Annotated in this window: 24 protein-coding genes and 1 pseudogene; 9 read left to right on the top strand and 16 right to left on the bottom strand. The window is 69.5% G+C overall.

The window, feature by feature from the left end; translation table 11 throughout:
* On the top strand, nucleotides 1–1,048 hold a 1,048-nt coding region (locus ACFOSH_RS29320; protein WP_378242315.1), incomplete at its 5' end, for a glycosyltransferase.
* A 189-nt stretch (nucleotides 1,049–1,237) separates the two neighbouring features.
* Here ACFOSH_RS29320 and ACFOSH_RS29315 read toward each other — a convergent pair.
* The gene (locus tag ACFOSH_RS29315; protein ID WP_378242314.1) at nucleotides 1,238–2,122 is read right to left on the bottom strand and encodes an NAD(P)H-binding protein; all 885 of its coding nucleotides are present in this window, start codon (nucleotides 2,120–2,122) and stop codon (nucleotides 1,238–1,240) included.
* Nucleotides 2,123–2,223: 101 nt separating this feature from the next.
* On the opposite strand from ACFOSH_RS29315, the gene ACFOSH_RS29310 reads away from it, so the two are divergent.
* Nucleotides 2,224–3,114 (top strand): LysR family transcriptional regulator, encoded by an 891-nt coding sequence (locus ACFOSH_RS29310; protein ID WP_378242313.1) that lies wholly within the window; start codon nucleotides 2,224–2,226, stop codon nucleotides 3,112–3,114.
* Here the strand turns inward: ACFOSH_RS29310 and ACFOSH_RS29305 are convergent.
* Complete coding sequence (locus ACFOSH_RS29305) at nucleotides 3,102–3,683, bottom strand: TetR/AcrR family transcriptional regulator (protein WP_378242312.1); 582 nt, start codon at nucleotides 3,681–3,683, stop codon at nucleotides 3,102–3,104. The two genes, ACFOSH_RS29310 and ACFOSH_RS29305, sit on opposite strands and share 13 nt — an antisense overlap.
* Before the next feature lie 87 nt (nucleotides 3,684–3,770).
* Between ACFOSH_RS29305 and ACFOSH_RS29300 the strand changes: the two genes are divergently transcribed.
* A complete protein-coding gene (locus tag ACFOSH_RS29300) occupies nucleotides 3,771–5,345 on the top strand; it encodes an MDR family MFS transporter (RefSeq protein WP_378242311.1) in 1,575 nt (524 codons plus the stop codon).
* Nucleotides 5,346–5,352: 7 nt separating this feature from the next.
* Complete coding sequence (locus ACFOSH_RS29295; RefSeq protein ID WP_378242310.1) at nucleotides 5,353–5,838, top strand: universal stress protein; 486 nt, start codon at nucleotides 5,353–5,355, stop codon at nucleotides 5,836–5,838.
* Here the strand turns inward: ACFOSH_RS29295 and ACFOSH_RS29290 are convergent.
* Nucleotides 5,801–6,022, bottom strand: a complete 222-nt coding sequence (locus ACFOSH_RS29290) for an EamA family transporter (RefSeq protein ID WP_378242309.1) — start codon at nucleotides 6,020–6,022, stop codon at nucleotides 5,801–5,803. The genes ACFOSH_RS29295 and ACFOSH_RS29290 overlap by 38 nt on opposite strands.
* A gap of 10 nt (nucleotides 6,023–6,032) precedes the next feature.
* Nucleotides 6,033–6,269, bottom strand: coding sequence for a hypothetical protein (locus tag ACFOSH_RS29285; protein WP_378242308.1), 237 nt, complete (start codon nucleotides 6,267–6,269; stop codon nucleotides 6,033–6,035).
* A 187-nt stretch (nucleotides 6,270–6,456) separates the two neighbouring features.
* Between ACFOSH_RS29285 and ACFOSH_RS29280 the strand changes: the two are divergent.
* Nucleotides 6,457–6,645: pseudogene (locus tag ACFOSH_RS29280) on the top strand (helix-turn-helix domain-containing protein); the annotation flags it as partial.
* A 75-nt stretch (nucleotides 6,646–6,720) separates the two neighbouring features.
* On the opposite strand, the gene ACFOSH_RS29275 reads toward ACFOSH_RS29280, so the two are convergent.
* Nucleotides 6,721–7,878 carry a serine hydrolase domain-containing protein gene (locus tag ACFOSH_RS29275; RefSeq protein ID WP_378242307.1) on the bottom strand — a complete coding sequence of 386 codons (1,158 nt, stop codon included), beginning with the start codon at nucleotides 7,876–7,878 and terminating at the stop codon, nucleotides 6,721–6,723.
* A 105-nt stretch (nucleotides 7,879–7,983) separates the two neighbouring features.
* Complete coding sequence (locus ACFOSH_RS29270; protein WP_378242306.1) at nucleotides 7,984–8,619, bottom strand: TetR/AcrR family transcriptional regulator; 636 nt, start codon at nucleotides 8,617–8,619, stop codon at nucleotides 7,984–7,986.
* A 79-nt stretch (nucleotides 8,620–8,698) separates the two neighbouring features.
* Here ACFOSH_RS29270 and ACFOSH_RS29265 point away from each other — a divergent pair, with 79 nt between their 5' ends.
* Nucleotides 8,699–9,655: a zinc-binding dehydrogenase gene (locus ACFOSH_RS29265; RefSeq protein WP_378242305.1), complete on the top strand. Its 957-nt coding sequence runs from the start codon at nucleotides 8,699–8,701 to the stop codon at nucleotides 9,653–9,655.
* Nucleotides 9,656–9,737: 82 nt separating this feature from the next.
* The gene (locus ACFOSH_RS29260) at nucleotides 9,738–10,820 is read left to right on the top strand and encodes a hypothetical protein (protein WP_378242304.1); all 1,083 of its coding nucleotides are present in this window, start codon (nucleotides 9,738–9,740) and stop codon (nucleotides 10,818–10,820) included.
* On the opposite strand, the gene ACFOSH_RS29255 is transcribed toward ACFOSH_RS29260, so the two are convergent.
* From ACFOSH_RS29255 to ACFOSH_RS29245, 3 genes are all read right to left on the bottom strand, one after another.
* A complete protein-coding gene (locus ACFOSH_RS29255) occupies nucleotides 10,821–11,156 on the bottom strand; it encodes an EthD domain-containing protein (protein WP_378242303.1) in 336 nt (111 codons plus the stop codon).
* Nucleotides 11,157–11,177: 21 nt separating this feature from the next.
* The gene (locus ACFOSH_RS29250) at nucleotides 11,178–12,236 is read right to left on the bottom strand and encodes a tartrate dehydrogenase (RefSeq protein WP_378242302.1); all 1,059 of its coding nucleotides are present in this window, start codon (nucleotides 12,234–12,236) and stop codon (nucleotides 11,178–11,180) included.
* Nucleotides 12,237–12,308: 72 nt separating this feature from the next.
* Nucleotides 12,309–13,187 carry a LysR family transcriptional regulator gene (locus ACFOSH_RS29245; protein WP_378242301.1) on the bottom strand — a complete coding sequence of 293 codons (879 nt, stop codon included), beginning with the start codon at nucleotides 13,185–13,187 and terminating at the stop codon, nucleotides 12,309–12,311.
* Nucleotides 13,188–13,332: 145 nt separating this feature from the next.
* On the opposite strand from ACFOSH_RS29245, the gene ACFOSH_RS29240 reads away from it, so the two are divergent.
* Nucleotides 13,333–14,682, top strand: coding sequence for a GntP family permease (locus tag ACFOSH_RS29240; protein ID WP_378242300.1), 1,350 nt, complete (start codon nucleotides 13,333–13,335; stop codon nucleotides 14,680–14,682).
* 8 nt (nucleotides 14,683–14,690) lie between these two features.
* Here ACFOSH_RS29240 and ACFOSH_RS29235 read toward each other — a convergent pair whose 3' ends face one another.
* From ACFOSH_RS29235 to ACFOSH_RS29205, 7 genes are all read right to left on the bottom strand, one after another.
* Nucleotides 14,691–15,092 (bottom strand): hypothetical protein, encoded by a 402-nt coding sequence (locus ACFOSH_RS29235; RefSeq protein ID WP_378242299.1) that lies wholly within the window; start codon nucleotides 15,090–15,092, stop codon nucleotides 14,691–14,693.
* A 21-nt stretch (nucleotides 15,093–15,113) separates the two neighbouring features.
* Nucleotides 15,114–18,137 (bottom strand): WXG100 family type VII secretion target, encoded by a 3,024-nt coding sequence (locus ACFOSH_RS29230; protein WP_378242298.1) that lies wholly within the window; start codon nucleotides 18,135–18,137, stop codon nucleotides 15,114–15,116.
* Nucleotides 18,137–18,448, bottom strand: coding sequence for a hypothetical protein (locus ACFOSH_RS29225; protein ID WP_378242297.1), 312 nt, complete (start codon nucleotides 18,446–18,448; stop codon nucleotides 18,137–18,139). Before ACFOSH_RS29225 ends, ACFOSH_RS29230 begins: the two co-directional genes overlap by 1 nt.
* Before the next feature lie 5 nt (nucleotides 18,449–18,453).
* Nucleotides 18,454–18,717 carry an acyl carrier protein gene (locus ACFOSH_RS29220; RefSeq protein ID WP_378242296.1) on the bottom strand — a complete coding sequence of 88 codons (264 nt, stop codon included), beginning with the start codon at nucleotides 18,715–18,717 and terminating at the stop codon, nucleotides 18,454–18,456.
* A complete protein-coding gene (locus ACFOSH_RS29215; RefSeq protein ID WP_378242295.1) occupies nucleotides 18,710–20,359 on the bottom strand; it encodes a fatty acyl-AMP ligase in 1,650 nt (549 codons plus the stop codon). Before ACFOSH_RS29215 ends, ACFOSH_RS29220 begins: the two co-directional genes overlap by 8 nt.
* A 99-nt stretch (nucleotides 20,360–20,458) precedes the next feature.
* Nucleotides 20,459–21,079, bottom strand: coding sequence for a DUF6801 domain-containing protein (locus ACFOSH_RS29210; RefSeq protein ID WP_378242294.1), 621 nt, complete (start codon nucleotides 21,077–21,079; stop codon nucleotides 20,459–20,461).
* A gap of 185 nt (nucleotides 21,080–21,264) precedes the next feature.
* Nucleotides 21,265–21,600: a hypothetical protein gene (locus ACFOSH_RS29205; RefSeq protein ID WP_378242293.1), complete on the bottom strand. Its 336-nt coding sequence runs from the start codon at nucleotides 21,598–21,600 to the stop codon at nucleotides 21,265–21,267.
* Between the two features lie 307 nt (nucleotides 21,601–21,907).
* Between ACFOSH_RS29205 and ACFOSH_RS29200 the strand changes: the two genes are divergently transcribed.
* Entirely contained in the window at nucleotides 21,908–23,032 is a 1,125-nt protein-coding gene (locus tag ACFOSH_RS29200; RefSeq protein WP_378242292.1) for a S1 family peptidase, read from the top strand.
* Nucleotides 23,033–23,172 lie beyond the last annotated feature (140 nt).

Raw genomic sequence — 23,172 nt, 5'->3', positions numbered from 1 at the left:
CCCGACGGTGCACTCGGTGGTCGCCGGGCCGAAGCCGCCGACGGGGGAAGACGCCCTGAAGCTCGCCCCGGCGCTGGTCGCCGCCCGGTTCGAGACGCTTTCCGCGGCGGCGGAGGGGTGTGACGCGATCCTGGCGACAGGATTGCTGCCGGTCGGCGCGCGAGACGTGGCCGAAAAGCGGGGAATCCCCTATGTGTACGCGTGTTTCCACATCTTCGGGCTGCCGTCGCGGCAGTTCGCCCCGGGGTTGCGGCCGGGCACGCCGTCGCCGGAGGGCGAGACCGACAACCGGGTGCTGTGGCAGCAGGACGCCCAACGGGTGAACGCGTTGTACGGCGGGGCGCTCGCCGGTCATCGGGCGGCGATCGGGCTGCCGCCGGTGGACAACGTCCGTGACCACGTCTTCACCGGCAGGCCGTGGCTGGCGGCGGACGCGATCCTGTGCCCGTCGGAAGGAATGACGGACCTCGACATCGTCCAAACAGGAGCGTGGATCCAGCCCGACGACCGGCCGCTGCCGGACGAGCTGGAGAAGTTCCTGAACGCCGGTGAGCCCCCGGTGTACGTGGGCTTCGGCAGCATGGCTGCCTACGCGCCGAAGGACATCGCCCGGGTGGCCATCGAGTCCCTGCGGACACTGGGGCGGCGCATCCTGCTCGCCCGCGGCTGGGCCGGACTGGCCTCGATCGACGACGCCGACGACTGTTTCGTCGTCGGCGAGGTCAACCACCAGGCGCTCTTCCGCCGAGTGGCCGCCGTCGTGCACCACGGCGGCGCGGGGACCACGACGACGGCCTCCCGCGCAGGCGCGCCCCAGGTGGTCGTCCCCCGGATCGCGGACCAGCCGTACTGGGCCGCACGGGTGGCCGAACTGGGAATCGGTGTGGCGCACCAGGATCCGACGCCGACCGTCGAGTCGCTGTCGACCGCGCTCACCACGGTCCTGTCGCCCGAGACCCAGGCGCGGGCGAAGGCGGTGGCCGACACGATCCGGACCGATGGGGCGACTGTAGCGGCGAAGCTGCTCTTCGACACCGTCGACGCTTAGAGCTGACTCTGGCGTTCGGCGCCGACTGGGTGGATTTTGGTGCGTTGGATGACCAGAAATCCACACAGTCCCGCGTGATCGGACCGTGAAGGACTCCTTCCCTACCGTCAGGGTAGGCAAGGAGGCCTTCACGGACCGGCCCCGCGAACAACCCCCAGCCGGAACACCCCTCAAGAGAACCGCCGAACGTCAGCGCCCCGACCCGACAGCCGGCTTGAGCGTCTCTTCGCACCACTGCCGGAAGGTCGTCGGCGTGGTGGCCTCCGGCGTCCGCGGCGTGGCGCTGTCGATGCCCGCCTCCTTGGCGACCATCATGTCGACCACGCCCTGGGCCATCGCTTCGGACCAGCCGTGCTCGAGTCGCGTCGCGCGGAAAGCGTCCATGGAGACCTGCTGGTAGCGCACCGGTCGCCCGAGGACGTCGGACATGATCTCCGCGAGTTCGTTCTGCGACAGGTCTTCCGGGCCGAGCACCGGGACGTCGGCCACGCCGTCCCACGACGGGTCGAGCAGCAGCCCGGCGGCGACGGCGGCGATGTCGCGGGTGGCGCAGGTCGGTGCCTTGCGGTCGCCCGAGACCGGGGCGAAGAAGACGCCGTTCGTGCCGATGGAGTCGGCCTGCCACAACAGGTTGTCCATGAAAGTCGGCATCGCCAGCGCCCGGTAGTGCACGCCCGTGGCGGCGATCAGGTCGTCCATGGCCCACGAGGCCGACAGGTATCCGGCGTTCTCCTCGACGCCGCGGCCGAGGGCCGAGATGCCGACCACCCTGGCCACGTCGTGTTTCTTGAGGGCCGAGCAGGCGGGCCGGGTGAAGTCCAGATAGGCGGCCTCGAGGCTTTCGGCGCGGTGATCCGCGGCGACCAGCCAGAACACGGTGTCGGCGCCGGCGAAGGCTTCGTCGACGACGGCGGCGTCGCTGTGCGAGCCCTTGACGACTTCGACGCGCTCACGGACGTGATCGGCCAGCCGGGCGGGGTCGCGGGCGATCACGCGGATCGGCTCGCCGCTTTCGAGGAGGGTGCTGAGCACCCGGCTGCCGATCTGTCCGGTCGGCGCGGTGACGACGATCATGAAGACTCCGAGGTGATAGGGGGTTTTCGACGTCACCGAGTCAAGCCGGGATCAGCGCGGAGCTGAAGGACCGGCTCGGTCGCCATTGATACCCTGGGGATATGAGTGACCTGGAGACGCGGCAGCTCCGCTACTTCGTGGCGGTCGCGGAGGAGCTTCACTTCGGACGGGCGGCCGAGCGGCTTTCGATGGCGCAGCCGCCGCTGTCGAGGGCGATCCGGGACCTTGAACGACGGCTGGACGTCCAGTTGCTCGAACGCACCACCCGCCAGGTCACGCTGACGAGGGCGGGCGAAGTGCTCCTGCGGGATGCCAGGACTGCGCTCGAAGCGGTCGCCGCGGCCGAACGACGGGCACGGCAGGCCGGTCGCCCCGATCCGCGGCTGCGGCTGGCGCTGAAGGCCGACCACGACGCCGGGCTGTTGCCGAAGATCATCGAAGCCTACGAAGCCGAAGACGGCGCTCTGCCGATCGAACTGATCCTCGGCGGCCGGGGCGAACAGCCGCGGCAGCTCCGTGACGGGCGGGCGGACGTGGCGCTCGTCCCCTCCCCCTTCGACACGCGCCGCCTGGACTTCGAGCCGTTGCTGACCGAACCCCGGCTGGCGGCGGTGGCGGCGAACGATCCGCTGGCGGCCAGGTCACGGCTGACCCTGGCGGATCTGGAGGGACGGCTCCTTCCCGACGGCGCGCCCGCCGACCACGGTCCTTCGACCGGTCCGCCCGTCACGGTGGTGCCCCACGGTCCCGTCTCCGACCTGACACAGATCCTCAAACTGGTCGAACTGGGCACCATCGTCTGTTTCCTGCCCGTGTCCGTCGCGGATCGCTATCGCCGGACGGGCATCGCGTACCTGGCCGTCGACGACCTGGAGCCCACGACGCTCGCCGTGATGTGGCCGCAGGACTCCCGTTCACCGGCCGTCGCCGCCTTCGTCCGCGCGGCCACCACGGTGGTGTCGAGCGCCTACGCCCTCGGTCAGCGGAGCTGAACGCGGCTCAGCAGCCTGTCCACGACGTCGGGCAGCGGCTGGTCGTCCGAGCCTTCCAGCCACAGCACGTTCCCGGTCCGCAAGGTGGCGAGGAAAGTCGCCGCGGTGAGCCGGGCCAGCTCCTGATCGAGACCGTGCCCCCGGTCGAGCAGCACCGCGATCAGGTCGCGTTCGAGAGCGATCTGGTCACCGGCCTGCCGCGCGAGCAGCGACGGGTGCCGCCGCAGCAACCTCAGCTGCGCCACCCACTCGCGGTCGGGGACGGGGCGTGCCCGGTACAGGTCCTGGCAGGCCGCGCGCAACGCCTGCCACGGCTTCTCGCCTGACGGCCTGCCTTCGACCAGCGAAACCAGCAGCCCGGTCCGCTCGCGGTCGGCGTGCAGGATCGCGTCCTCTTTGTTCGCGAAGTAGTTCGAGAACGTCCGCCGGGACACCCCCACCGCGTCGGCGATGTCCTCGACCGTCACGCCGTCGAGACCGTGCTCCATCGCCAGGCGAAGCGCGGCCTCGTGCAGCGATTGCCGCGTCGCCGCCTTCTTTCGGGTGCGGAGCGTATCGAGGGTGTCCACAAGGACAGCGTAGCGAGGGGAATAAAGTTCCCACTGTGCAAGTTTGCACAATGGGCAATAATCGCCCCGAACGCTTGAAAGGACGCCATGAAGACCGAAGGAACGGCGGAGGCACCGTCCGGGGCAATGGGGCACCGCCAGGTGCTCGAATCGCTGTCCGGCCTGCTGCTCGCGCTGCTCGTGGCGATGATCAGTTCGACGGTCGTATCGACCGCCCTGCCGTTGATCATCGGCTCGCTGAACGGCTCGCAGACGCAGTACACGTGGGTGGTCACGGCCACCCTGCTGGCCGCGACGGCCACTACCCCGATCTGGGGCAAACTCGCCGACCTGTTCAACAAGAAGACGCTGGTCCAGGTCGCGATCGTGATCTTCGTGATCGGCTCGATGATCAGCGGGTTCAGCCAGAACACCGGACAGCTGATCGCCGCCCGCGCGTTCCAGGGCATCGGCGTCGGCGGCCTGCAGGCGCTGGTCCAGGTCGTGATCGCGGCGATCATCCCGCCGCGTGAGCGTGGCCGCTACAACGGTTACCTTGGCGCCGTCATGGCTGTCGCCACGGTCGGCGGCCCGCTGCTCGGCGGCCTGATCGTGGACGTGCCGTGGCTGGGCTGGCGGTGGTGCTTCTTCGTCGGCGTGCCGATCGCGGCGGCGGCGTTCATCGTGCTGCAGCGGACCCTGAAGCTGGAGACAGTCCGCCGGGAGAACGTCAAGGTCGACTACCTCGGCGCGGGGCTCATCGCCGCGGGCGTGAGTGTCCTGCTGATCTGGGTCTCGTTCGTCGGCAACAGCTTCGACTGGCTGTCGTGGCAGACGGCTCTCATGGTGGCGGGCGGCGTCGTGCTCCTCGCGCTCGCCTTGGTGGTGGAACGGCGGGTCAGCGAACCCGTCGTGCCGTTGCACATCATCACCCAGCGCACCCCCGCGCTGGCGATCGTCGCGAGCCTCGCCGTCGGGATGGCGATGTTCGGCGGCGCGGTGTTCCTCGGCCAGTACTTCCAGGTCGGCCGCGGATACTCCCCCACCGAAGCCGGTCTGCTGACCATCCCGCTGATGGCGGGTGTGCTCGTGTCCTCGACCGTGTCCGGCCGCCTGATCAGCCGCACCGGACGGATCAAGCCGTACATCGTGGCAGGCACCATCACCCTGGTGATCGGGTTCCTCGGGCTGGGCACGGTCGACCACGCGTCGCCGCTGTGGCTGGTCGGCATCGCGATGGCGGTCGTCGGCGTCGGTGTCGGCATGACGATGCAGAACCTCGTGCTCGCCGTGCAGAACACGGTGCCGTTGCGGGATCTGGGCTCGGCCAGCGCCTCGGTCACGTTCTTCCGGTCGCTCGGCGGCACCATCGGAGTCTCGGTGCTGGGCGCGGTGCTCGCGAACCGGGTCACCGCCGACCTGTCCACCGCGCTGCACGCGCCGGCGGGCCAGGCGTCGACGGGCAGCGTCAGCGCGCTGAACCTCAAGGCGCTGCCGCCGGAGGTCCAGACGATCGTGCACACCGTGTACGGCGACGCGACCGCGCACATCTTCCTGATCTCCGCGGCGGTCGGCGTCGTGGGCGTGATCGCGGCGCTGCTGCTCAAACCGCTCACCCTGCGCACCACCCTCGACGTGGAGGCGAAGACGGAAACCCCGGCGTCCGACCCGGTCGCGCGGTAGGCGCGCGATGAACGGGAACGCCGCCGGGGCCTTCGAGTCCACTGTGGAGCGTTTCGGCCCGCCCCGGCAGCACTCGGGGCGGGCCATCCTGGCCGGGGTCGACGGCTCCGACACGGCGATGCGGGCGGCCGCCTTCGCCTTCGGGATGGCACGGCGTGAGAGCGGCAGGCTGATCGTCGCCTTCGTCGTCTGCCGCACGGCGCTGACCAACCTCGGACCGGCTGTCGCGGCGACGGTGGAGCACGACACGACACTCCAGCTCTACGCCGAACTCCGCGATCAGATCCGCGAGGCGGCCGAAGAGCTGGAAGTGCCGGTCAGTTTCCTGAAGACCTTCGGCGATCCGTACACCGCGCTCCGTGACACCGCCGACCGCAGCCAGGTCGACACGGTGGTGGTCGGCGCGTCACAGAAGGCGGGACACCGGTTCGCCGGCTCGGTCGCGACGAAGCTCATCAAGACCGGGCACTGGCCGGTACTCGTGGTCCCGTAGAAACCTGTTTCCCGGCACCCGGCTCCTGGCCGAGCAGGAGTGCCCCGAACAGGATCGCGGCGGCGGGTTGCAGCATGAGCACGGCGGACCCGCCGCTCGACGGCAGGGCGGACAGGGCCTTCCCGATCAGGAGCCAGCCCGCCACCTGCGCTGTCACGGCCAGCGCGAGCAGCCACAGCAGCAACGAACAGGGATCACTGCCCGCGGCACCGCCGTCCGCCAGTCCTCCGGCGAGTGCCGTCCCCCGCCGGCATGACCGGGATCGACAGCCAGAACAGCCGCGACGGCCGCTCGCCGAACCACAGCAGCCCGGCCAGCGGGACGAGGACGACCTGGACGTTGACCAGTGCCGTGGCGACCCCCGCGCCGACGGAGAAGATCGCTTCGCTCCACAGCACCATGTCGATCCCGAGCAGGACACCCGCCAGCAAGTGCCGTCGTCGAGCTCACACCGGACAGCGCGACGAGCGGGGCGGACAGGGCGATCGCGAGGGCTCCGAGGACGCCTTGCCCCCTCGGATCGGCGAGAATTCTGTGCTGGGCCATGGTTTTGATTCGATCGCACGAAGACGGGGAGGACCAGCGAGATCCTCTTACCCCGAGGGTTAAGCTCGGCTGATGAGTGGCGATCTGTCCAATGTGGAACGGCTGCGGATGCTGCACGCGGTGTGGCGGCGGGGCTCGCTCGCCGCGGCGGCCGAGGTGCTGCACGTGACGCCGTCGGCGATCTCCCAGCAGCTGACCAAACTGGAGCGGGAGGCGGGCACCGCGCTCCTCGTGCGGCACGGCCGCGGCGTCCGGCTCACCGGGGGTGCGACCCGGGCCTGGGGCGCGGAGGGCGGGTGAGGTCGTGAGTGTTTCGGGTCGTTCTAACGACACTTATCACTCACGACCACAGAGGGCGTGGTCGATCACCGGGTCCAGCGGGTTTCCCTCCGGCGGTTCGGCGCCGGGGTGGTAGGGCGTCAGGGTGTTCAGCGAAACCATCACGCTGCGTTTGCCGTCCTCGGTCACACCGTTGCCCGTCGAGTTGCCGGGCAACGAGCCGCCGTGGCCCCAGTAGGCGCCGCAGGAGCTGGTCAGCTTCATGAGCCCCAGGCCGTATTCCCCGAGTCCCGGAGCGGGCACGGTCTTCTTCATCTCGGCCAGCAGCGCGGGCTTGAGCACCCTGCCGCCCAGCAGCGCCCGCAGGAACTTGTTGCCGTCCTCGGTGGTGCTGTTGATCGAACCGTCCGCTCCCCCGCCCATCGACGGATTCATCAGCGTCACGTCCACCCGCCGTCCGAGCCGCGGCGGATTCGAGCCCTCGACGACGAACCGGTCGTAGCCCCTGGCGTGCGGAGCGGGGAGGAACGGCGAGGTGTGGGGCAAGGACGTTTCCCGCAGGTCGAGCGGGCGGACGATGCGGTCGGTGATCTCCTGCCGCCAGTCCCTGCCGGTCACCTTCTCGGTCACCATCCCGGCGAGCACGTAGTTGGTGTTGGAGTAGCTCCAGCTCATCCCGGGCGCGAACTCCGGCGGCTTGCCGACAGCCAGCTTCACCGCCTCGGACGCGCTGAGCTTGTCGAACCGATGGCGCAGGAAGCCCTTCTCGGTGAAGAGGTCGAGCTCCGCCATGTAGTCGTGCAGGCCGCTGGTGTGCTGCAGCAACTGCCGGACGGTGATGGCGCGGCCGTCGTTGCCGTTGCCGCTCACCACGCCGGGCAGCCACCGGTCCACGGTGTCGTCCAAGGAAAGCCGTCCCTCGCCGACGAGCTGGAGCATCGTCGCGGACAGGAAGGTCTTGCTGAAACTGGCTATCCGGAAGTGCGCGTTCCACGGCATCGGGGTCCCGGTCCGCAGATCGCCGTGACCGCTACGCACCTTGACGCTGCCCTTGGCCGTGCTCAGTTCCACGAGCACGCCCGGAGAACCGTTCGCCACCAGCACGTCGGCGTCGCGCTGCAAGGTCCGCTGCGACTGCGATGCCGCGGACGCGACGGCCGGGGAAACGAGCGTTGCCGCGCACACCGCGACGATGACCACTGAAGTTCGTTTCATATCGGCAAAACTACGAAGTATCGGCCCGGCAGGCATCGGCTTCGAGGCGGAAACCGCCTACCCCCACGGTGCTAGCCATGGAACGGCCTTCTCAGGGTTCAGCCCTTACACGATCATTCCCGGCATCACGAGGGCCAGCCGCGCCACCGGCGGCAGCGGAGCCTGTTCCGGCGCGGCCCGGAAGGCCTGGATCACGAACGCGGCGAACCGCCGGGACGCGGCGACGCGCGCGGCGGGCGAAGTGGCCTGGATCCCGTTGTTGGCCATGAGCATGAGGATCAGGTCTTCGAGAACGAAGTCCGAGCGCAGTTTCCCGGCTTCCTTGGCCCGGCCCGCCAGCTCGGCGATCGCCTTGAGCGCGTGGTCGCGATCCGCGGTGAAATCCACCGCCTTGGGGAAGGCCGACACGAAAGCCGCGGTGAAACCCCTGTCGCACGAGTGCAGCTCGCAGATCTTCTCGATCACGGAACAGAAACCGCGCCACGGATCCGGATCGGCGAGCCCCTCGTCGACGACGACGTGGCAGGTGCTCATCTGGTCGGCGAAGGCCTCTGTCGCCAGGATCTCCTTGGTCGGGAAGTGGCGGTACAGCGTGGCGGGGCCGACATCGGCGCGGCGCGCGACCTCCCGCAGCGGCACGTTCAAACCTTCGGAGGCGAACAGCGCGCGAGCCGCTTCGAGGATGCGTTCGCGGTTGTCCAGGGCGTCGGAGCGCGGGATTCGAGGCAAACGACTGGTCACCGCTCTCACTTTAGCCAAAACGGACGGGGGCGTCCGTTAACGTCCGCCTGACCAGCGATCGAAGACCGAGGAGACAGAAATGCGAGCAGTCGAGATCCGGAAATTCGGCGCCCCCGAAGGACTGGCCGTCATCGACCTCCCTTCGCCCGTTCCAGGCCCTGGGGAAGTGCTGATCGACGTGGAAGCGATCGGTGTCGGCGGCGTCGACACCGTGATCCGGAGCGGGGCTCTCGGCGGCTTCGGTTTCCAGGAAGGGTTCGTTCCCGGCAACGAGGTGGCGGGCACCGTCGCCTCGGTCGGCGACGGCGTCGACCCGTCCTGGACCGGACGGCGCGTCTGGGCGTTCACCGGTGAAGGCGGCGGCTATGTCGAGCGAACGACGATCCCCGTCGAGAAGGTCGTGCCGCTCCCCGGGAAGCTGCCCGCCGACGCGGCGGTCGCCCTCGGGACTTCCGGCATGGTGGCGCATTTCGCGCTCGCGCACGCCCGTTTCGCTCCCGGTGAAGCGGTGCTCGTGCGCGGGGCGGCCGGCAGTATCGGGATCATGACGGTGCAGCTCGCGGCGGCCGGTGGCGCGAGCGCGGTGGCTGTCACGACGTCCTCGGCCGAACGCGGCGAGCGCCTGCGCGAGCTGGGCGCGACCCACGTACTCGACCGTTCCGGCGCCGGGGACGGCCCCGCGGGATACGACGTCATCATCGACATCGTGTCCGGTGTGGACATGCCGTCCTTTTTCGACCGGCTCGAACCGAACGGCCGTCTGGTGACCGTCGGCGTGGTCGCGGGCATGCCACCGGCGGACTTCGGCACGAAGCTGCTGGCGGCGTTCCGCAAGTCCCTGTCGTTCGCGGCTTTCAGCGCGGACTCGATCCCCGAAGCGGATCGGCGGGCGGTGAGCGCGGCGCAGTTCGAGACGGCCGCCCGCGGCGGACTGCGTTCGGTGGTGCACGAGCTGCTGCCGCTGGAGAAAGCCGTTCTGGCGCACCGGAAGATGGACGACGGCGAAGTGTTCGGCAGGATAGTGCTGACTCCCTAGCCCGGTCCTTTGTGGAGTTCGCTTTCACCCGGTCAGTGCACTTTCCCCCATCGCGTGCGCCCGCGCACTAGGCTGCCCACTCGTGCCCGATCCGTCCAGCCCAGAGGCGGCGCCGATGCCAGGGGAACCCGGCTTCACCGCGGTCGACCTGCGACCGCTCACCGCCGGGGAGGGCACCAGTGCCTACTGCGTGAACGACGCCGGGATGATCGTGGGCGAGTCGGGTTCGCGGCCGGTGCGCTGGGACAGCGACGGAAGTCCTTCGCCCTTGCCGATCCTCGACGGCTGTTCGGGCGGCCGCGCCGTCAGCGCCAACGCCGCCGGTGTCATCGCGGGCGCGCTCTACACCGGCGAGTACCTCAGGCCCGTGTGCTGGCGGCCCGACGGCCGGGTGCACGCGCTCGAACTCCCCCTCGGCATGATCTCCGGCACGGCGTGCCGGGTGAACGAACGCGGGTCGATACTGGGAAACGCGATGCGGCCGGGCTTCCGCTGGCGGGCGCTGCGCTGGGAACCCGGCGGCGAAGCGGTCGAACTCGACGCCCTGCCCGGCGACGGCGAGACCCACGGTCACGACCTGAACGGGCTGGACGAGGTCGTCGGATCGGCCAAGAACGGCACGGGTACCCGGACAGCGGTGCGCTGGAGTCCCTCGGGGAAGATCAGCAAACTGCCCCCGCCCCGCCGCTCGACCGCCTGCGGCATCACCGATTCCGGCGCCATCCTCGGCGACGGTGTCGTGTGGAACCGCGAGGGAGGCACCGTCCTGCTGACCGGCGGGCCGGAGTTCTCCGCCGGACAGGTCGTGCGGATCACCGGGCAGGGTGTCACGATCGGCTGGGGCGTGACCCCGGACCGGCAGGGCACCTGCGCGCGCTGGGATCGCGACGGGCGGCCCACCGTGCTCCGTCCCCTGCCTTCGGACATCGCCAGTACGTGTTACGACATCGACGACGCCGGGACGGTCGTCGGCGAGTCCGTGAGCCAGGGAGCGGTGCGGCCGGTCCGCTGGGACGCCGACGCGACACCGTTCCCGCTGCCCTCGCCGCGCGGTCTCACGGCGATCATGGCCCAGCACATCACCGCGAACGGCGCCGTCATCATCGGCTACGGCTTCGACGCGGAGAACTCCAGCTATCGCGGGATCGCTTGGCACCGCACGTGATCAGCTTGAGGTCGCGTGTTCCTCGACCGTCCACGACCGGGTCCGGGAGCGGTCGAGGAACCGGGCTTCGTCCTCGGCGACCCCGGAATCCTCGGCGAGCACGAGGGCGAGCCAAGCGTCGCGGGTGGCCTCGTCGGCGAACTTCAGGTGCGTGATCACGTCGAAGTCGGCGGGGAAACGGCGTGAGCCGGGCTCCGGCAGGTAGTTCCGGGTGTAGAGGGCGGGCGACGGCGCGAGGCCGAGGACGAGCGGGACGTGATGGTTCTCGTAGTAGTCGACGAATTCGTCCCGGCTGAGTCCGCCCCTGGCCTTGAGCAGGGCGATGGTGGTGATCACGGGCGTGCTCCTTCCGCGGGATCAGCCGCCCACCCGGTCCAGCACCGCGCGCGTGTACCCGGCGGTGTCGGCCGTGCCGCCGAGATCGACAGTACTGACACCGTCGGCCAGCGCGCCGAAGGCGGCGGCCAACAGCTCTTCGCTCGCTTCGGGGTGTCCCAAGTGGTCGAGCATCATGGCCGCGGACCACAGTGCGCCCAGCGGGTTGGCCTTGCCCTGCCCGGCGATGTCGGGAGCGGAGCCGTGCACCGGCTCGAACATCGACGGGAAGTCCCGTTCGGGGTTGAGGTTCGCCGCCGGGGCGACACCGACGCTCCCGGCCACCGCGGCGGCCAGGTCGCTGAGGATGTCCCCGAAGAGGTTGGAGCCGACGATCACGTCGAACCGCTCCGGCGCCAGGACGAGCTTGGCGGCGAGGGCGTCGATGTGTTCCTTGCCGGTGCGCACGTCCGGATGCCGCGCCGCCACCTCTTCCACCAGTTCGTCCCAGAACGGCATCGTGTGGACGATCCCGTTGCTCTTCGTCGCCGAGGTCACGTGGTTCCGGCGGGTACCGGCCAGCCGGTAGGCGTACTCGACGACGCGGGTGACTCCCTTGCGGGTGAACACCGCCTCCTGCACGGCCAGTTCGTCTTCGGTGCCCCGTCCGAGCCGCCCGCCGATCTCCGAATACTCGCCCTCGACGTTCTCCCTGACCACGACGAGGTCGACGTCCCCGGCGCCGGCGTCGCGCAGCGGACTGGGCACCCCGTCGAGCACCTTGACCGGCCGCAGGTTGACGTACTGCCGGAAGCCACGCCTGATGGGGATCAGCAGCCCCCACAGCGACACGTGGTCCGGCACCCCGGGCCAGCCGACCGCGCCCAGCAGTACGGCGTCGTGCCGCCGGATGCGGTCGAGGCCATCGGACGGCATCATCGCGCCCTCGGCGAGGTAGCGCTCGCAGGACCAGTCGAAGGAGTCGTAGGCGAACTCGATCCCGTGCCGCTTGCCGACGGCGGCGAGCACGGCCTGCGCCGGGGGCAGCACCTCGGTGCCGATGCCGTCGCCGGGGATGAGCGCGATGCGATAACTGGTCATGGGTCCAGTGGACGTCGAGTCGGCCAGGCACGTCCAAGACCCAGTTTTTGCCACACTGAGAGGCTGCGCCTATCAGCCGGAGTCCGCCAGGCCGTGGAAGGCGGCCGCGGCGGGGCTCAGCCGTCCCGGCCGGGACACGAGTGACACGGCCAGGGAATGGGGGCAGTCCAGTGCCCGGACGGCGGCACCCGCCGCCTTCGCCAGCGCACGCCAGGAGTCGCTGACCACCGCGATGCCCACCCCGGCGAGGACCAAGGGCAGCACGGCTTCCCGGTGTTCCACCTCGACCGCGAACCGGCTGCCCGGAGCCTGGCACAGCACGGCGTCGGCCACGCCGCGCATCCCCGTGCCTTGCTGGCCAACGATGAGCGCCGCCCCGGCGAGTTCGGCGGGACGGACCGGATCCGCGGCGGGAAGCGCCGCCTCGTCACGGCCCAGCAGGGCGAAACGCTGGGTCTCCAGGTGCAGCGCGTCCAAGCCGGGAAGCGCCGCGGCCGTCGGCGAGGCCGCCACCACACCGAGTTCGGCGTCGCCGGTCGTGATCATCTTCACCACGTCGGCGGGGGTGCTCGCCGCGCGGACGGAGATCCGCACGAGCGGGTTGACGACGGCGAAGGCGGCGATCAGATCCGTGAGCGGACTGACCGATTGCGACGGCATCGAGGCGATGACCAGTTCCCCGCCGAGAAGACCGTCGACCGCTTCCACCGTCGCGCGGGCGAGGTCCAGCCCGCGCATGACCTCACGCGCGGGCGCCACGAGAGCGTGCCCGGCCGCCGTCAGCACCAGGCGGCGGCCGGTGCGGTGGAACAGAAGGCTCCCCAGGTCCCGCTCGAGCGTGCGCAAGGCTTGGGAGACCGAGGGCTGGGCGACGAAAAGCAGTTCGGCGGCCCGATGGACGCTTCCCGCGTCGACGACGGCCAGGAAGTACCTCAACTGACGAGCATCCACGTCGCGCCTCCTCGTGATCGATAGCCGAGGCCTATCACCTTGCCAGCAACCCGGTCTTGGACCGGCGAGGCGCCCCAGGGGCTTACTGGGTCGCTACGAGGGACGGCACCGGCGCCGGCCCGCCGCGAGTCCCGAGGAGGGCACCGTGTCCGATGCCTGGCTCCTGGCCCACACCGGCATCGCCATCGTGGGCATCGTCGTGCTGATCACTTGGCTCAAGACGCCGCCGATCTTCGGCCTGCTGATCGGCGCCACCTATCTGGGCCTCGCCACGGGCCTCGGGGCGGGCGGCACGACCGAAGCGCTCGCCGCCGGATTCGGTGACGTGATGGCCGAGATCGGCCTGCTCATCACCTTCGGCGTGGTCATCGGCTCACTGCTCACCGCCACGAACACGCTCCATCGTGTCCTGGAGCGGCTGCTGGGCGTCTTCGGGGAGAAGCGGGTGCCGATGGTCTTCGCGGTCTCCCTGTCGACCGTGTTCACCTCGATCTACTCCGACGTGGTCCTGGTGCTCACCGCGCCGCTGGCCCGGCGTCTCGGCTCCCGGCTGGGTCCGAAAGGGGTCGCGCTCATGGGCGGCGCGCTGACCGCGGGGATCGAGGTCGGGCTGGTCTTCGTCGTCCCGGGAGTGGCCGCGCTCGCCGTCGCGGGCCTTCTCCGGGTGCCGCTCGGGGAGATGTTCCTGTTCGGGCTGGCCGTCGGTCTCCCCACCGCCGTGCTGACCACGCTGGTCTTCAGCGTGCTGCTCCGCCGGACGCTCCGCTGGGATCCGGCCGCTGACGAACTCGCGGCCGAGCGCACCGATGGCACTGCTGACACCGCGCCCGTCACCACAGCGGTCGTCCGACAGCTGCCCTTGTCGCTGTCCGTCTCACCGGTGGTGCTGACGCTCGCGCTGATCGCCCTCGGCGCGCTCGCCGACGCCTTCCGGTTCCCGCTGGGACCCGTCTCGCTGCCGACCGAGCCGGTGATCGCCATGGCGATCGGCGCCGGGCTCGCGCATCTGCTGGCCCGGCGCGTCCTGCCCCGGCACGAGGTCAACGCGGCCGTGGGCAAGGCACTGTCGCTGGCCGGACCCATTCTCGTGCTGTCCGGGCTTTCCGGCTCGGTCGCCGAGGTGATCGGGAAATCGGGACTGCGCGACGTGCTGGCGAGCTCGTTCGGCACCGGTTTCCTGCCACCGCTGGTGCTCGTCTGGCTGATCGCCGCCGTGCTGCACATCGCGATGGGATCCATCTCGATCTCCGCGATCACCGCGGCGGGCATCCTCGCGCCGATCGCGGGCTCACTCGGGGTCCCGGTGGTGCTGGTCGCCCTCGCCGCCTGCTCCGGTGCGCTGTTCCTCCCTCATGTCAGCAGCAACTTCTTCTGGATGTTCCAGTCGCTGCTCGGGCTGAGCACGCGGGGCACGTTCAAGACGCACACCGTCGCCATGTCACTGGCGTCGGTGCTCTCACTCCCGATCGTGCTGCTGCTCGGCCTCGTCGTGTGACGGCGAAGTCACTCACGCCAACGGTTGTTGAGGAAGGCGTCGTCCTCGTCGTCCACCGGTGCCGGACGGCGGGGAGCGCGCCGGGGCACCTCCCGCCCCACGCGGACGGGCGGCTCCGGGGTGAACGGAGCCGCCGAGTCCTCGAAGGCAGGCGCGTCCTCGAACGCCGACGCGTTCCCCGGCTGGGCGTGCGACCGGTCGGTGCTCCAGCCGGACTTCGTCTTGCGCTCCCCCAGCTCCCGCCGGTTCTCGACGTAGCGCTGGGCGGTCATGACCTGTTTGGTCATGACGTCCTGCGAGCTGGCCTTGAGCTCGTCGGCCTTCTTGTCCCGCAGGCCCCGGCGCTCAGCCTGCTCGCGGACGAGACCGTCCAGAGTCGCCTTCATGGCCGAGGTTTCATCGACGCTCATCTGCTTCTCCCCTGCCTCGGACTACCGCCTGCGGGTGGACGGCTGATCCTCATCGTCCAGCAACGAACCGGTGATCCGGCCGGTGGGTTCGTTGATCTGGTCGAACACCTCGCCCTCGATCCGGTACGCGCGGTTGCTCCGTTCCTGGTCACCGCCGCCGCCCTGGCCGCCACCGCCGCCCATGCCACCCATCGGCGGCATCGCGCCGCCCATGGGCGCTTGACCGGGCGACGATCCGCTCATCGGAGCGGACGGAGCACCAGCGGGCACGGCCTGGTGATGCGACCCGCCACCGCCGGTGTGCACGCCTTCGGTCAGCGACTGGCCTGTCGCGGGGCTCGCGGTCTCGAACGGGGTCGCGATCGCCGAGCCCCCGCCGCCGCCGTGGCCGCCGCCACCACCGTGGCTATCGCCGCCACCGCCTTGGCCGTCACCGGCGCCGATGCCGCCACCGCCGAGACCGTCGGGAACGGTTCCGCCACCACCGTGGTGCGGGGTGAGGCCCGGCCGGGAGTCGGGCTGAACCGTCCCGGTGAGGGGCTTGGCCGGATGCGAGGAGGTGTCCGTGGGGTCCTTGTCCTCGCCGAGGGTGTACGTGGTCGGCTTGCCGTTGCCGTCGTCGACGGTGACGACAGTCGGCCCGGACGGACCGTCGGGACGTTCGGCGGTGATCTTCACATCGCCGTCCTGGAAATGGATCTTGCCGTCCGGCCCGGGGCGATGGACGTCGTCCTTCTTCCCGTCCCCGTCGGGAGCGGAGCCCAGCTTGGACTCGTCGCCGTCCTCGGTCCAGTCGAGCTTGAAGTCCTTGGCCGGACCGGAACCGTCGCCGACCTTGATCTCCATCTCGCCGTCTTTGTCCGGCTCGGTCATCTCGAAGGTCTTGTCACCCTGCTTGACCTTGAGAGTCTCGCGTTCGCCGTCCTCGGCCTTGTCGCCGTCCTTGTCCTTGTCCTTGCCACCGTCCTCACCGGGTTTGTCACCGGTCAGCTTGTCGCCGTCTTCACCCGGCAGCTCGTCGTCGAGCTTGTCGAGCGCCTCGGAGGCCTTCTTCTTCGCCTCGTCCGCGGCCTTTTCGGCGTCTTGCTTGGAATCGCCGTCCTTGGAGTCGGGGTCCTTGGGGTCGCCGGGTTTGGAATCGGTGTCGCCCAGGCCGCCGCCAGGGGCGTCACCCATCTTGTCCAACGCTTCGGACGCCTGCTTCTTCGCGTCTTCAGCGGCTTTTTCGGCTGCTGCCTTGGCTTCGGACGCCGCATCCGTGCTGCCACCGCCGGGGCCGCCACCGGTTCCGCCGCCACCCGGACCGGAGCCACCGCCGCCGAGGTCGCCACCGCCGGGGCCGTCGCCCAACTTGTTCAGCGCTTCGGACGCCTGCTTCTTCGCGTTCTCGGCAGCCGCCGCGGCCTGCTTCTTGGCCTCTTCGGCCGCGGCCTTCTGCTCGTCGCCGGACGACGGAGGCGGAGCCGAGCCCGAGGGCGACGTCTGATCCTTGCTCGGGTCCGGACCACCGCCTCCGGGGCCACCGCCACCGGTGCCACCCTCGGGAATCTTCACGTCCGGGACCGGCGGGGGCTTCTGATCACCAGAGGAACCGGGGCCGCCACCCGGACCGCCGCCAGGGCCGCCACCTGAACCGCCCTCGGGAATCTTCACGTCCGGAACAGGCGGGGGCTTCTGGCCCGACGGGCCGGTGCCATCGCCCGAGCCGCCGCCAGGACCACCACCGGGGCCGCCGTTGCCCGAGCCGCCGCCTTGGCCGTCACCGGGACCACCCTGGCCACCGCCGCCCTGACCGCCGGTGAAGTCCGGACCGCCGTTGCCCGGGCCGCCGGGCCCGCCGCCCTTGCCGCCGGCACCGCCCGCGCCGCCCTTGCCGTCCGCGCCCGCGCCTTGGAACTCGTTCTTGACCTTGCCCATGACCTTGTCGAGCTCGTCGTAGGCCTGGTTGACGAAGTCCTTGGTTTCCTTGCAGTTCTTCTCGAAGCCCAAGTAGATGGTGGTCCACATCTCGGGCATGAACTGCTTCTGGATCCACTGCTTGGCGAGGTTCTGGCCCGCCTTCTTGAACTCGTCGTCATCACAGCAGCCGTCGTTGTTCAGCTGCTGAACGAGGTTGGAGCCGAAGTTGGCGTCCATCCAGCCCGCGATCGCGCCGAGGTCCTCCTTGCCGCTCTTCTCACCGGCGGCGATGGCGACGACCTTCTGCGCCATCGGGAAGTCGGCTTTGCCGACCACCTCTTTGTAGCCCTTGACGACCTCGTCGGCCTTCTCCTTGCAGAGCTTGAACACGGCGGTGGCGGTGTGCAGCGTCGCCTCGCTCGCGGTGTTCAGCGTCTGGGAGAGTTTTTTGGCCTTGGGAAGGATCTTCTCGTTGTAGTTCTCCGAGGAGGCGTCCGCGGCTTTCCCGGTCCAGGTCCCGTACAGGGTGTTCAGCTGGGATCCGGTGTCGTCCATGGTCTTGTCGACGGTCTTCGAGCCGGTCTTGAAATGCGCGGCGTCGTCGACGAAGTTCTTGAAGTTGATGCCGCGCTGCTCGTCGAAGGGCTTCTTGATGTCCTTCTCGAAGTCGAGCGCACGACTGGTCCCCTTGCAGTCATCAGGGAGCTTCGCCAGCAGGGAACCGAAGGTCTGGAACACCTTGAGCGCGGGCATGGCGGCGTCGAAGATCTCGTCCGACGTCTTGGTCCCGCCACCGTCCGGCGTGGGTTCCTTCGTGCCGTCCAGCTTCTTGTCGCCCTCGTCGACGGCCTTCGTCTCTTCGTTCTGCGTGAAGCTGGCCTGATCGCCGGCGGCCTTCGCGCCCCCGTAGACCTTCTTGGTGTCGCCGTCGTAGGGCATGAACGGCAAGGCGTTGTAGGTCTCCGCGTATTTCGCGGCTTCCTTGCGCTTGTCCTTGATCTCCTGCGGCTCCTGGTCCGCGCTCCACGGCGGCGGCGCCGGATGCGTCTTGATCCACGAGCCGATGAGCGCGGTCTTGTTGCCGGGCGGCACGCTCGGGTCGTCGAGGACGGCCTTGACTTCGGTCCAGGTGAGTTCGTCGGCCACTAGCGCATCCCCGTCTTGGTGATCTTGTTCTTCGTCTCGTCCTCGTTGGCGCCGTAGGTGGTGCTCGCGGTGGAGAGGTTCGTGCCGAACGAGCCGAGCGTGGTGCTGTACCCCTGGACCGAGGCCCACAGCGCGGCCACACCGTCGGTGTACTTCTTCGAGTGATCACCGTGCGCCTGGCCGAAACCGGCGGCGTTCACGGGCGTGCTCGACAGATCGGGATTGTCTTCGAGCAACTGCTCCGTCAGCTTTCCGATGTTCTTGGACGCCGATGAAAGCGCCTCGGTCGCCGCGGTAAAGCCCCCGCTCATTCTTCTCAGCGCCTTTCGTCGGATCCGTCGGCCTTACCGTCGAGTGCCTCTGTGAGCACTTCCGCCACCGACCCGATGTCGGTGAACCGGTCCAGCTGGTCCAGATCAATCCTCACGTCGTGGTAGATCTCCAGCGCCGACAGGAGTTTTATCCGTCCTTTGGAGTCGATACCCAGCTCTTCGAGCGATGCGTCGAACTCGATTTCGGCGGGATCAAGCCGAAAAGTCTCACTGACGACCTTCACGACCTCCGCGCGGTGATCACCCACGGGGCCGACTATAACGCGCCTTAGCCGCCGCTCGCGCAACCTTGCCACTGGAAGTGCGCGGAAGGTCACCGGAGGGAACCAGACGTACGGATCGCAACGTCAGATCATGTTCACGTGACACCGCACGCAATACCACCCGGGTGACTTCTTTGACATCCGCTTCGGCGTTCTTTGCCCATTCGGCTACCAACATCGCCCCTTCACCCATTTCGTCCGCCACCCCGAAAGCCGCGACGCGGTCTCGGCGGATGGCGGGATGCGCTTCCCCGGCCACCGCCTCGATGTCCTGCGGGTGGAAGTTGCGGCCGTCGATGACGATCAGATCCTTGAGCCTGCCGGTGATGTAGAGGTCGCCTCGGTGGAACACGCCGAGGTCCCCGGTGCGCAGCCAGCCGCCGGCGCCGTCGAGTTCGCCCCCGAACGCGGCGGCGTCACCGCGGCCCCAGTAACCGGAAGCGACATTCGGGCCGTGGATCCAGATCTCCCCGACGAGGCCGTCGGGCTGTGCCGCCCCGTCACTGACGATCCGGACCAGCTGGCCGAGGGGGCGGCCGACCGAGACGAGTCCCTGACCGTCGGGCACCTCGATCGCCCGGCCTTGCGCGAGGGCTTCCCTGTCGAACACCGCGCCCCGCGGTCCTTCCTCACCCGCGCTCGCGACGTACACGGTGGCTTCGGCCAGGCCGTAGGACGGACGGTGGGCTTCGCGCCGGAAGCCGCGGGGGCCGAAGGCTTCCTGGAACCGCGCGACCGTGCGCGGCTGGACCGGCTCGGCGCCGTTGAGCGCGACTCGCACGTCGGAGAGGTCGAGGCCGTCGCCTGCTTCTTCGGCGGCGTCGGCGGCCAGGTCGAACGCGAAGTTCGGCGCGGCGGTGAACACGGCCGGGTGATCGGCGAGCTGACGCAGCCACCGCACGGGCCGGTGCACGAACTCGGCGGGCGACATGAACACCGACCGCGCGCCGGCGTGGACCGGCAGACAGAGAAGCTGGATCAGGCCCATGTCGTGGAAGAACGGGATCCAGCCGGCGCAGGTCGTACCCTCATCGACAGCGTAGGCCCGGCTCGCTTGCCAGCAGGCGGCGGCGACCGCCCGGTGCGGGATCACCGCGCCGGCGGGCTCCCGCGTCGACCCGGACGTGTACTGCAGGTATGCGGGACTCTCGGGAGTGAGGGGAAGCGGATCGACGCCGGGCCCGGAGAGTTCGTCGACCACGATCAGGTGGTCGGGTGCCCCGGCTTCGCGCACTTTCGCGGCGGCGGCCGAGGACGTCAGCCAGACCCTCGCGCCGCAGTCCGCCAGCACTCCGGTGAGCCTGCCTCGCTGGGACGGGCCGGCCGGCGCCATCAACGGGACGGCCACCAGTCCGGCGGCGAGGGCGCCGAAGAACGCCAGGGGGTAGTTCAGGTCCTGGCCGGTGAGCACGGCGACCCGATCACCCGGCCGTGTGACCTCGCGCAGCGCCCCCGCGACCACCCGCACCCGGGAGACGAACTCCGTCCAGGTGACCGTGTTGTCCACGCCCGCGCTGTGATCCTGGTGTGTGAACAGCGGGCGCGCGTCGGTCTCGCGAGCGAACAACCGCTCGACGATCGAGGTGCGCAGCACCTGCTCCGGGACCTCCACCGGCGACGCGGTCATGTCCCGCAACCTACTGGAACCGCCGGGCGGCCGCCGGGACGGGCCCGCGCCCCACTGCTTTGCGGAACCCTCACCCTTCTCAAGTCGCGTGAGGCGAGGTCAGGTCACGGTCACGGTCGCGAGTGAGGCGTCCTGGCCGGGGTCCATGCCGCACGGCAGGTCGAACGTGCCGAGATCCGTCGGCGTCCCGTCCGCCCGCTTCGGCGTGACCTTCCCGGTGAAGGTGCCGCCCACGGTGAAGGCGATCGAACCGGGCTTCTTCACGGTGAGGCCGGGGATCGGGCCGGTGATGACGATCCCCAGCGGGCCGTCCTGCGGCACGGCGGCGACCGGGAAACCCAGGCCGTTGAGCGTGACGCCGAGTTCGGTGCCGTTGTAGTCGACGCCGACGTTCGCTGACGCGGTTCCCTCGATCGTCGCCGCGCCGATCAGGTTCAGCGCGGAGACTATGTCCCCGTCGAGGGAGACGGCCACCGAGAAGCCGGTGACGTCGATCGGAGAGCCGACGGCGACCGCGTCGGGGAAGGACGCTGTCACCGTGGCGGCGACTTGACGCGCTCCGATGAGCGGCATTTCGCAGGTGAAGGTCAGGTTCTTGGTCACCGGTCCGGGCAGCGGGGCAGCGGAGGCGGCGCCGGCGGGCAAGGTGACCGCGGCTCCGGCGAAGACGAGTGCGGTGGCGATCCGGGCGAGGGGTCTCAGGGACGAAAAGCGCGTCATGGAAATCCTCCGGTCGGGAATTCGGGAGAAAGAACGGCGAAAGCCGGAAAGCGTGTGCAGGAAACGTTACGACGCGGTGAACCCGTCGACAACACACCACCGTGCTCGTATCGATTCAGGCGGACCGGACGCGATTGTTCTTGTCATTCGGCGACGATTTCCCCGCCTGATTCTTGCCAGGTCGGTCACCCATTCTCAGGGGATCGCCGTCGCAACGCGTCCAGTCCCTCTTGCCAGCGTCGCCGCCGCTCGACGGAATCCTGTTCCCACCAGGGAGTGCCACGTTCGCCCAAGGCGACCTTGGCGAGGTGCACACGCGACCGGGCGTCTCGTTCCGCCTCGCCGTCCTGGGCGCGGCGCGACGCACCGACGTCCCGCCGGGCACGCATCAGCAGACTGCGCAGGCGCTCCTCCTCCTCCTCCTCCTCCTCCTCCACCTCCTCCTCCTCCGGGATCTCCGGATCGGTCGCCCGCCAGCGCCGTCCGTCGATCACGACGAAGTGCCCGTCCGGCTCTGCCATCCCATCAGGGTCGCACCGTTCGCATCGCCCTGCCGGTCATGAGACCAGCGTGGCGGTGAACAGCCCGCTCGACCTGCAGGCGTCGCGCGCATTGCCACGCGACGGCCAGGGCTTATACCTCTAACCACGTAGTCGCCGCGAGGGCCGAACAGACCTACCCGGCGCTGCCGGCCCCGCCGAATCCGTTCGAAGTCGTTCACTCTTGTTAATTTCGGACAGAAGACCGGACAACTATCGCCATTTCCCGAACTCGGCCGCACACTCGGCGGGCAGTGTGTTTCTTTCCCCCGGCCTTGGAGGAGTCACCATGCGTCGAAGAATCGCCCTGGCAGTCGGCGGCGCCGCCGTCCTGACCGCGAGTCTCACTTCCGCCGCCCTCGCCCCCGTCGCGCAGGCCTCCCCCGGACTGATCGCCGCCATGCAGCGAGACCTCGGGCTCACCGCCTCGCAGGCCTCGACCCGGCTCACCCAGGAAATGACCGCCTCGCGAGTGATGCCCGCCGCGCAGCAGGCCGCCGGTGCCGCGTTCGGCGGTGCCTGGTTCGACCCGGCGCGCGGCGAACTCGTCGTCGGGGTGACCGATCCCGCGGCGGCGTCCGCCGTCCGGCAGGCCGGCGCCGAACCCGTCGCCGTCGCGACCAGCGCCGCCAGGCTCGACGCCGCGAAGGCCGAAATCGACCAGTCGGTCAAGAGCCTTCCCGCCCCCGCCGCCGTCAGCGGCTGGCGCACCGACCCGCGCGGCGGCAGCGTCGTGATCACCGTCCAGCCCGGCAAGCACGGCTCCGATGTCGAAGACTTCCTTGCCAGGGCGAGGAAAGCCGGTCCGGTCACCGTGGCCACCGCCCCCAAAGCCGAACCGTTCGCGGCGGGCACCGTCGGCGGCGACCCGTACTACATCAACGGGAACACCCGCTGCTCGATCGGCTTCTCCGTCCAAGGTGGATTCGTCAGCGCCGGTCACTGCGGCGGATCGGGGAGTTCCGTCGTCGGCTGGGACAACTCGGCGATGGGCAACTTCGCCGGTTCTTCCTTCCCCGGCAACGACTACGCGTTCATCCGGATCGGCAACGGCTGGTGGACAGCGCCGGTCGTCCTCGGCTGGGGCACGGTGAGCGACGCGCTCGTCCGGGGCTCGTGGGTCGCGCCCGTCGGCACATCGGTGTGCCGGTCCGGTTCGACGACGCACTGGCACTGCGGCACCGTGCTGGGGCACAACGAGACGGTCAACTACTCGCAGGGCGCCGTCCACCAGATGACCCGCACCAACGTCTGCGCGGAACCCGGTGACTCCGGCGGCTCCTTCATCACCGGCGACCAGGCACAGGGGGTCACCTCCGGCGGCTGGGGGAACTGCGGTTCCGGCGGTGAGACCTGGTTCCAGCCGGTGAACGAGATCCTGCAGACCTACGGCCTGTCACTCGTCACCGCGTAAGAACCACGCGTCGCGAAAGCCACTTTCGGGACATCTGGCCTGGATCCACCGATGATTGTGGTGAGTTGATCGTGTCGTAGGCGCGCAGATGCCCTCTGACTTGGGACGATTGGTCTTGCGACAGAACAATTCGGACCGAG

The organism is Amycolatopsis speibonae (assembly GCF_042647925.1).
Lineage (GTDB): Bacteria > Actinomycetota > Actinomycetes > Mycobacteriales > Pseudonocardiaceae > Amycolatopsis > Amycolatopsis speibonae.
This window is presented reverse-complemented; position numbering and strand designations above follow the sequence as displayed.

Coding starts and splice junctions, on each gene's coding strand:
- ACFOSH_RS29315 (WP_378242314.1), bottom strand. CDS start 2,122: ATGATCGTCGTCACCGCGCCGACCGGACAGATCGGCAGCCGGGTGCTC.
- ACFOSH_RS29310 (WP_378242313.1), top strand. CDS start 2,224: ATGAGTGACCTGGAGACGCGGCAGCTCCGCTACTTCGTGGCGGTCGCG.
- ACFOSH_RS29300 (WP_378242311.1), top strand. CDS start 3,771: ATGAAGACCGAAGGAACGGCGGAGGCACCGTCCGGGGCAATGGGGCAC.
- ACFOSH_RS29295 (WP_378242310.1), top strand. CDS start 5,353: ATGAACGGGAACGCCGCCGGGGCCTTCGAGTCCACTGTGGAGCGTTTC.
- ACFOSH_RS29275 (WP_378242307.1), bottom strand. CDS start 7,878: ATGAAACGAACTTCAGTGGTCATCGTCGCGGTGTGCGCGGCAACGCTC.
- ACFOSH_RS29265 (WP_378242305.1), top strand. CDS start 8,699: ATGCGAGCAGTCGAGATCCGGAAATTCGGCGCCCCCGAAGGACTGGCC.
- ACFOSH_RS29250 (WP_378242302.1), bottom strand. CDS start 12,236: ATGACCAGTTATCGCATCGCGCTCATCCCCGGCGACGGCATCGGCACC.
- ACFOSH_RS29235 (WP_378242299.1), bottom strand. CDS start 15,092: ATGAGCGTCGATGAAACCTCGGCCATGAAGGCGACTCTGGACGGTCTC.
- ACFOSH_RS29225 (WP_378242297.1), bottom strand. CDS start 18,448: ATGAGCGGGGGCTTTACCGCGGCGACCGAGGCGCTTTCATCGGCGTCC.
- ACFOSH_RS29215 (WP_378242295.1), bottom strand. CDS start 20,359: ATGACCGCGTCGCCGGTGGAGGTCCCGGAGCAGGTGCTGCGCACCTCG.
- ACFOSH_RS29210 (WP_378242294.1), bottom strand. CDS start 21,079: ATGACGCGCTTTTCGTCCCTGAGACCCCTCGCCCGGATCGCCACCGCA.
- ACFOSH_RS29205 (WP_378242293.1), bottom strand. CDS start 21,600: ATGGCAGAGCCGGACGGGCACTTCGTCGTGATCGACGGACGGCGCTGG.
- ACFOSH_RS29200 (WP_378242292.1), top strand. CDS start 21,908: ATGCGTCGAAGAATCGCCCTGGCAGTCGGCGGCGCCGCCGTCCTGACC.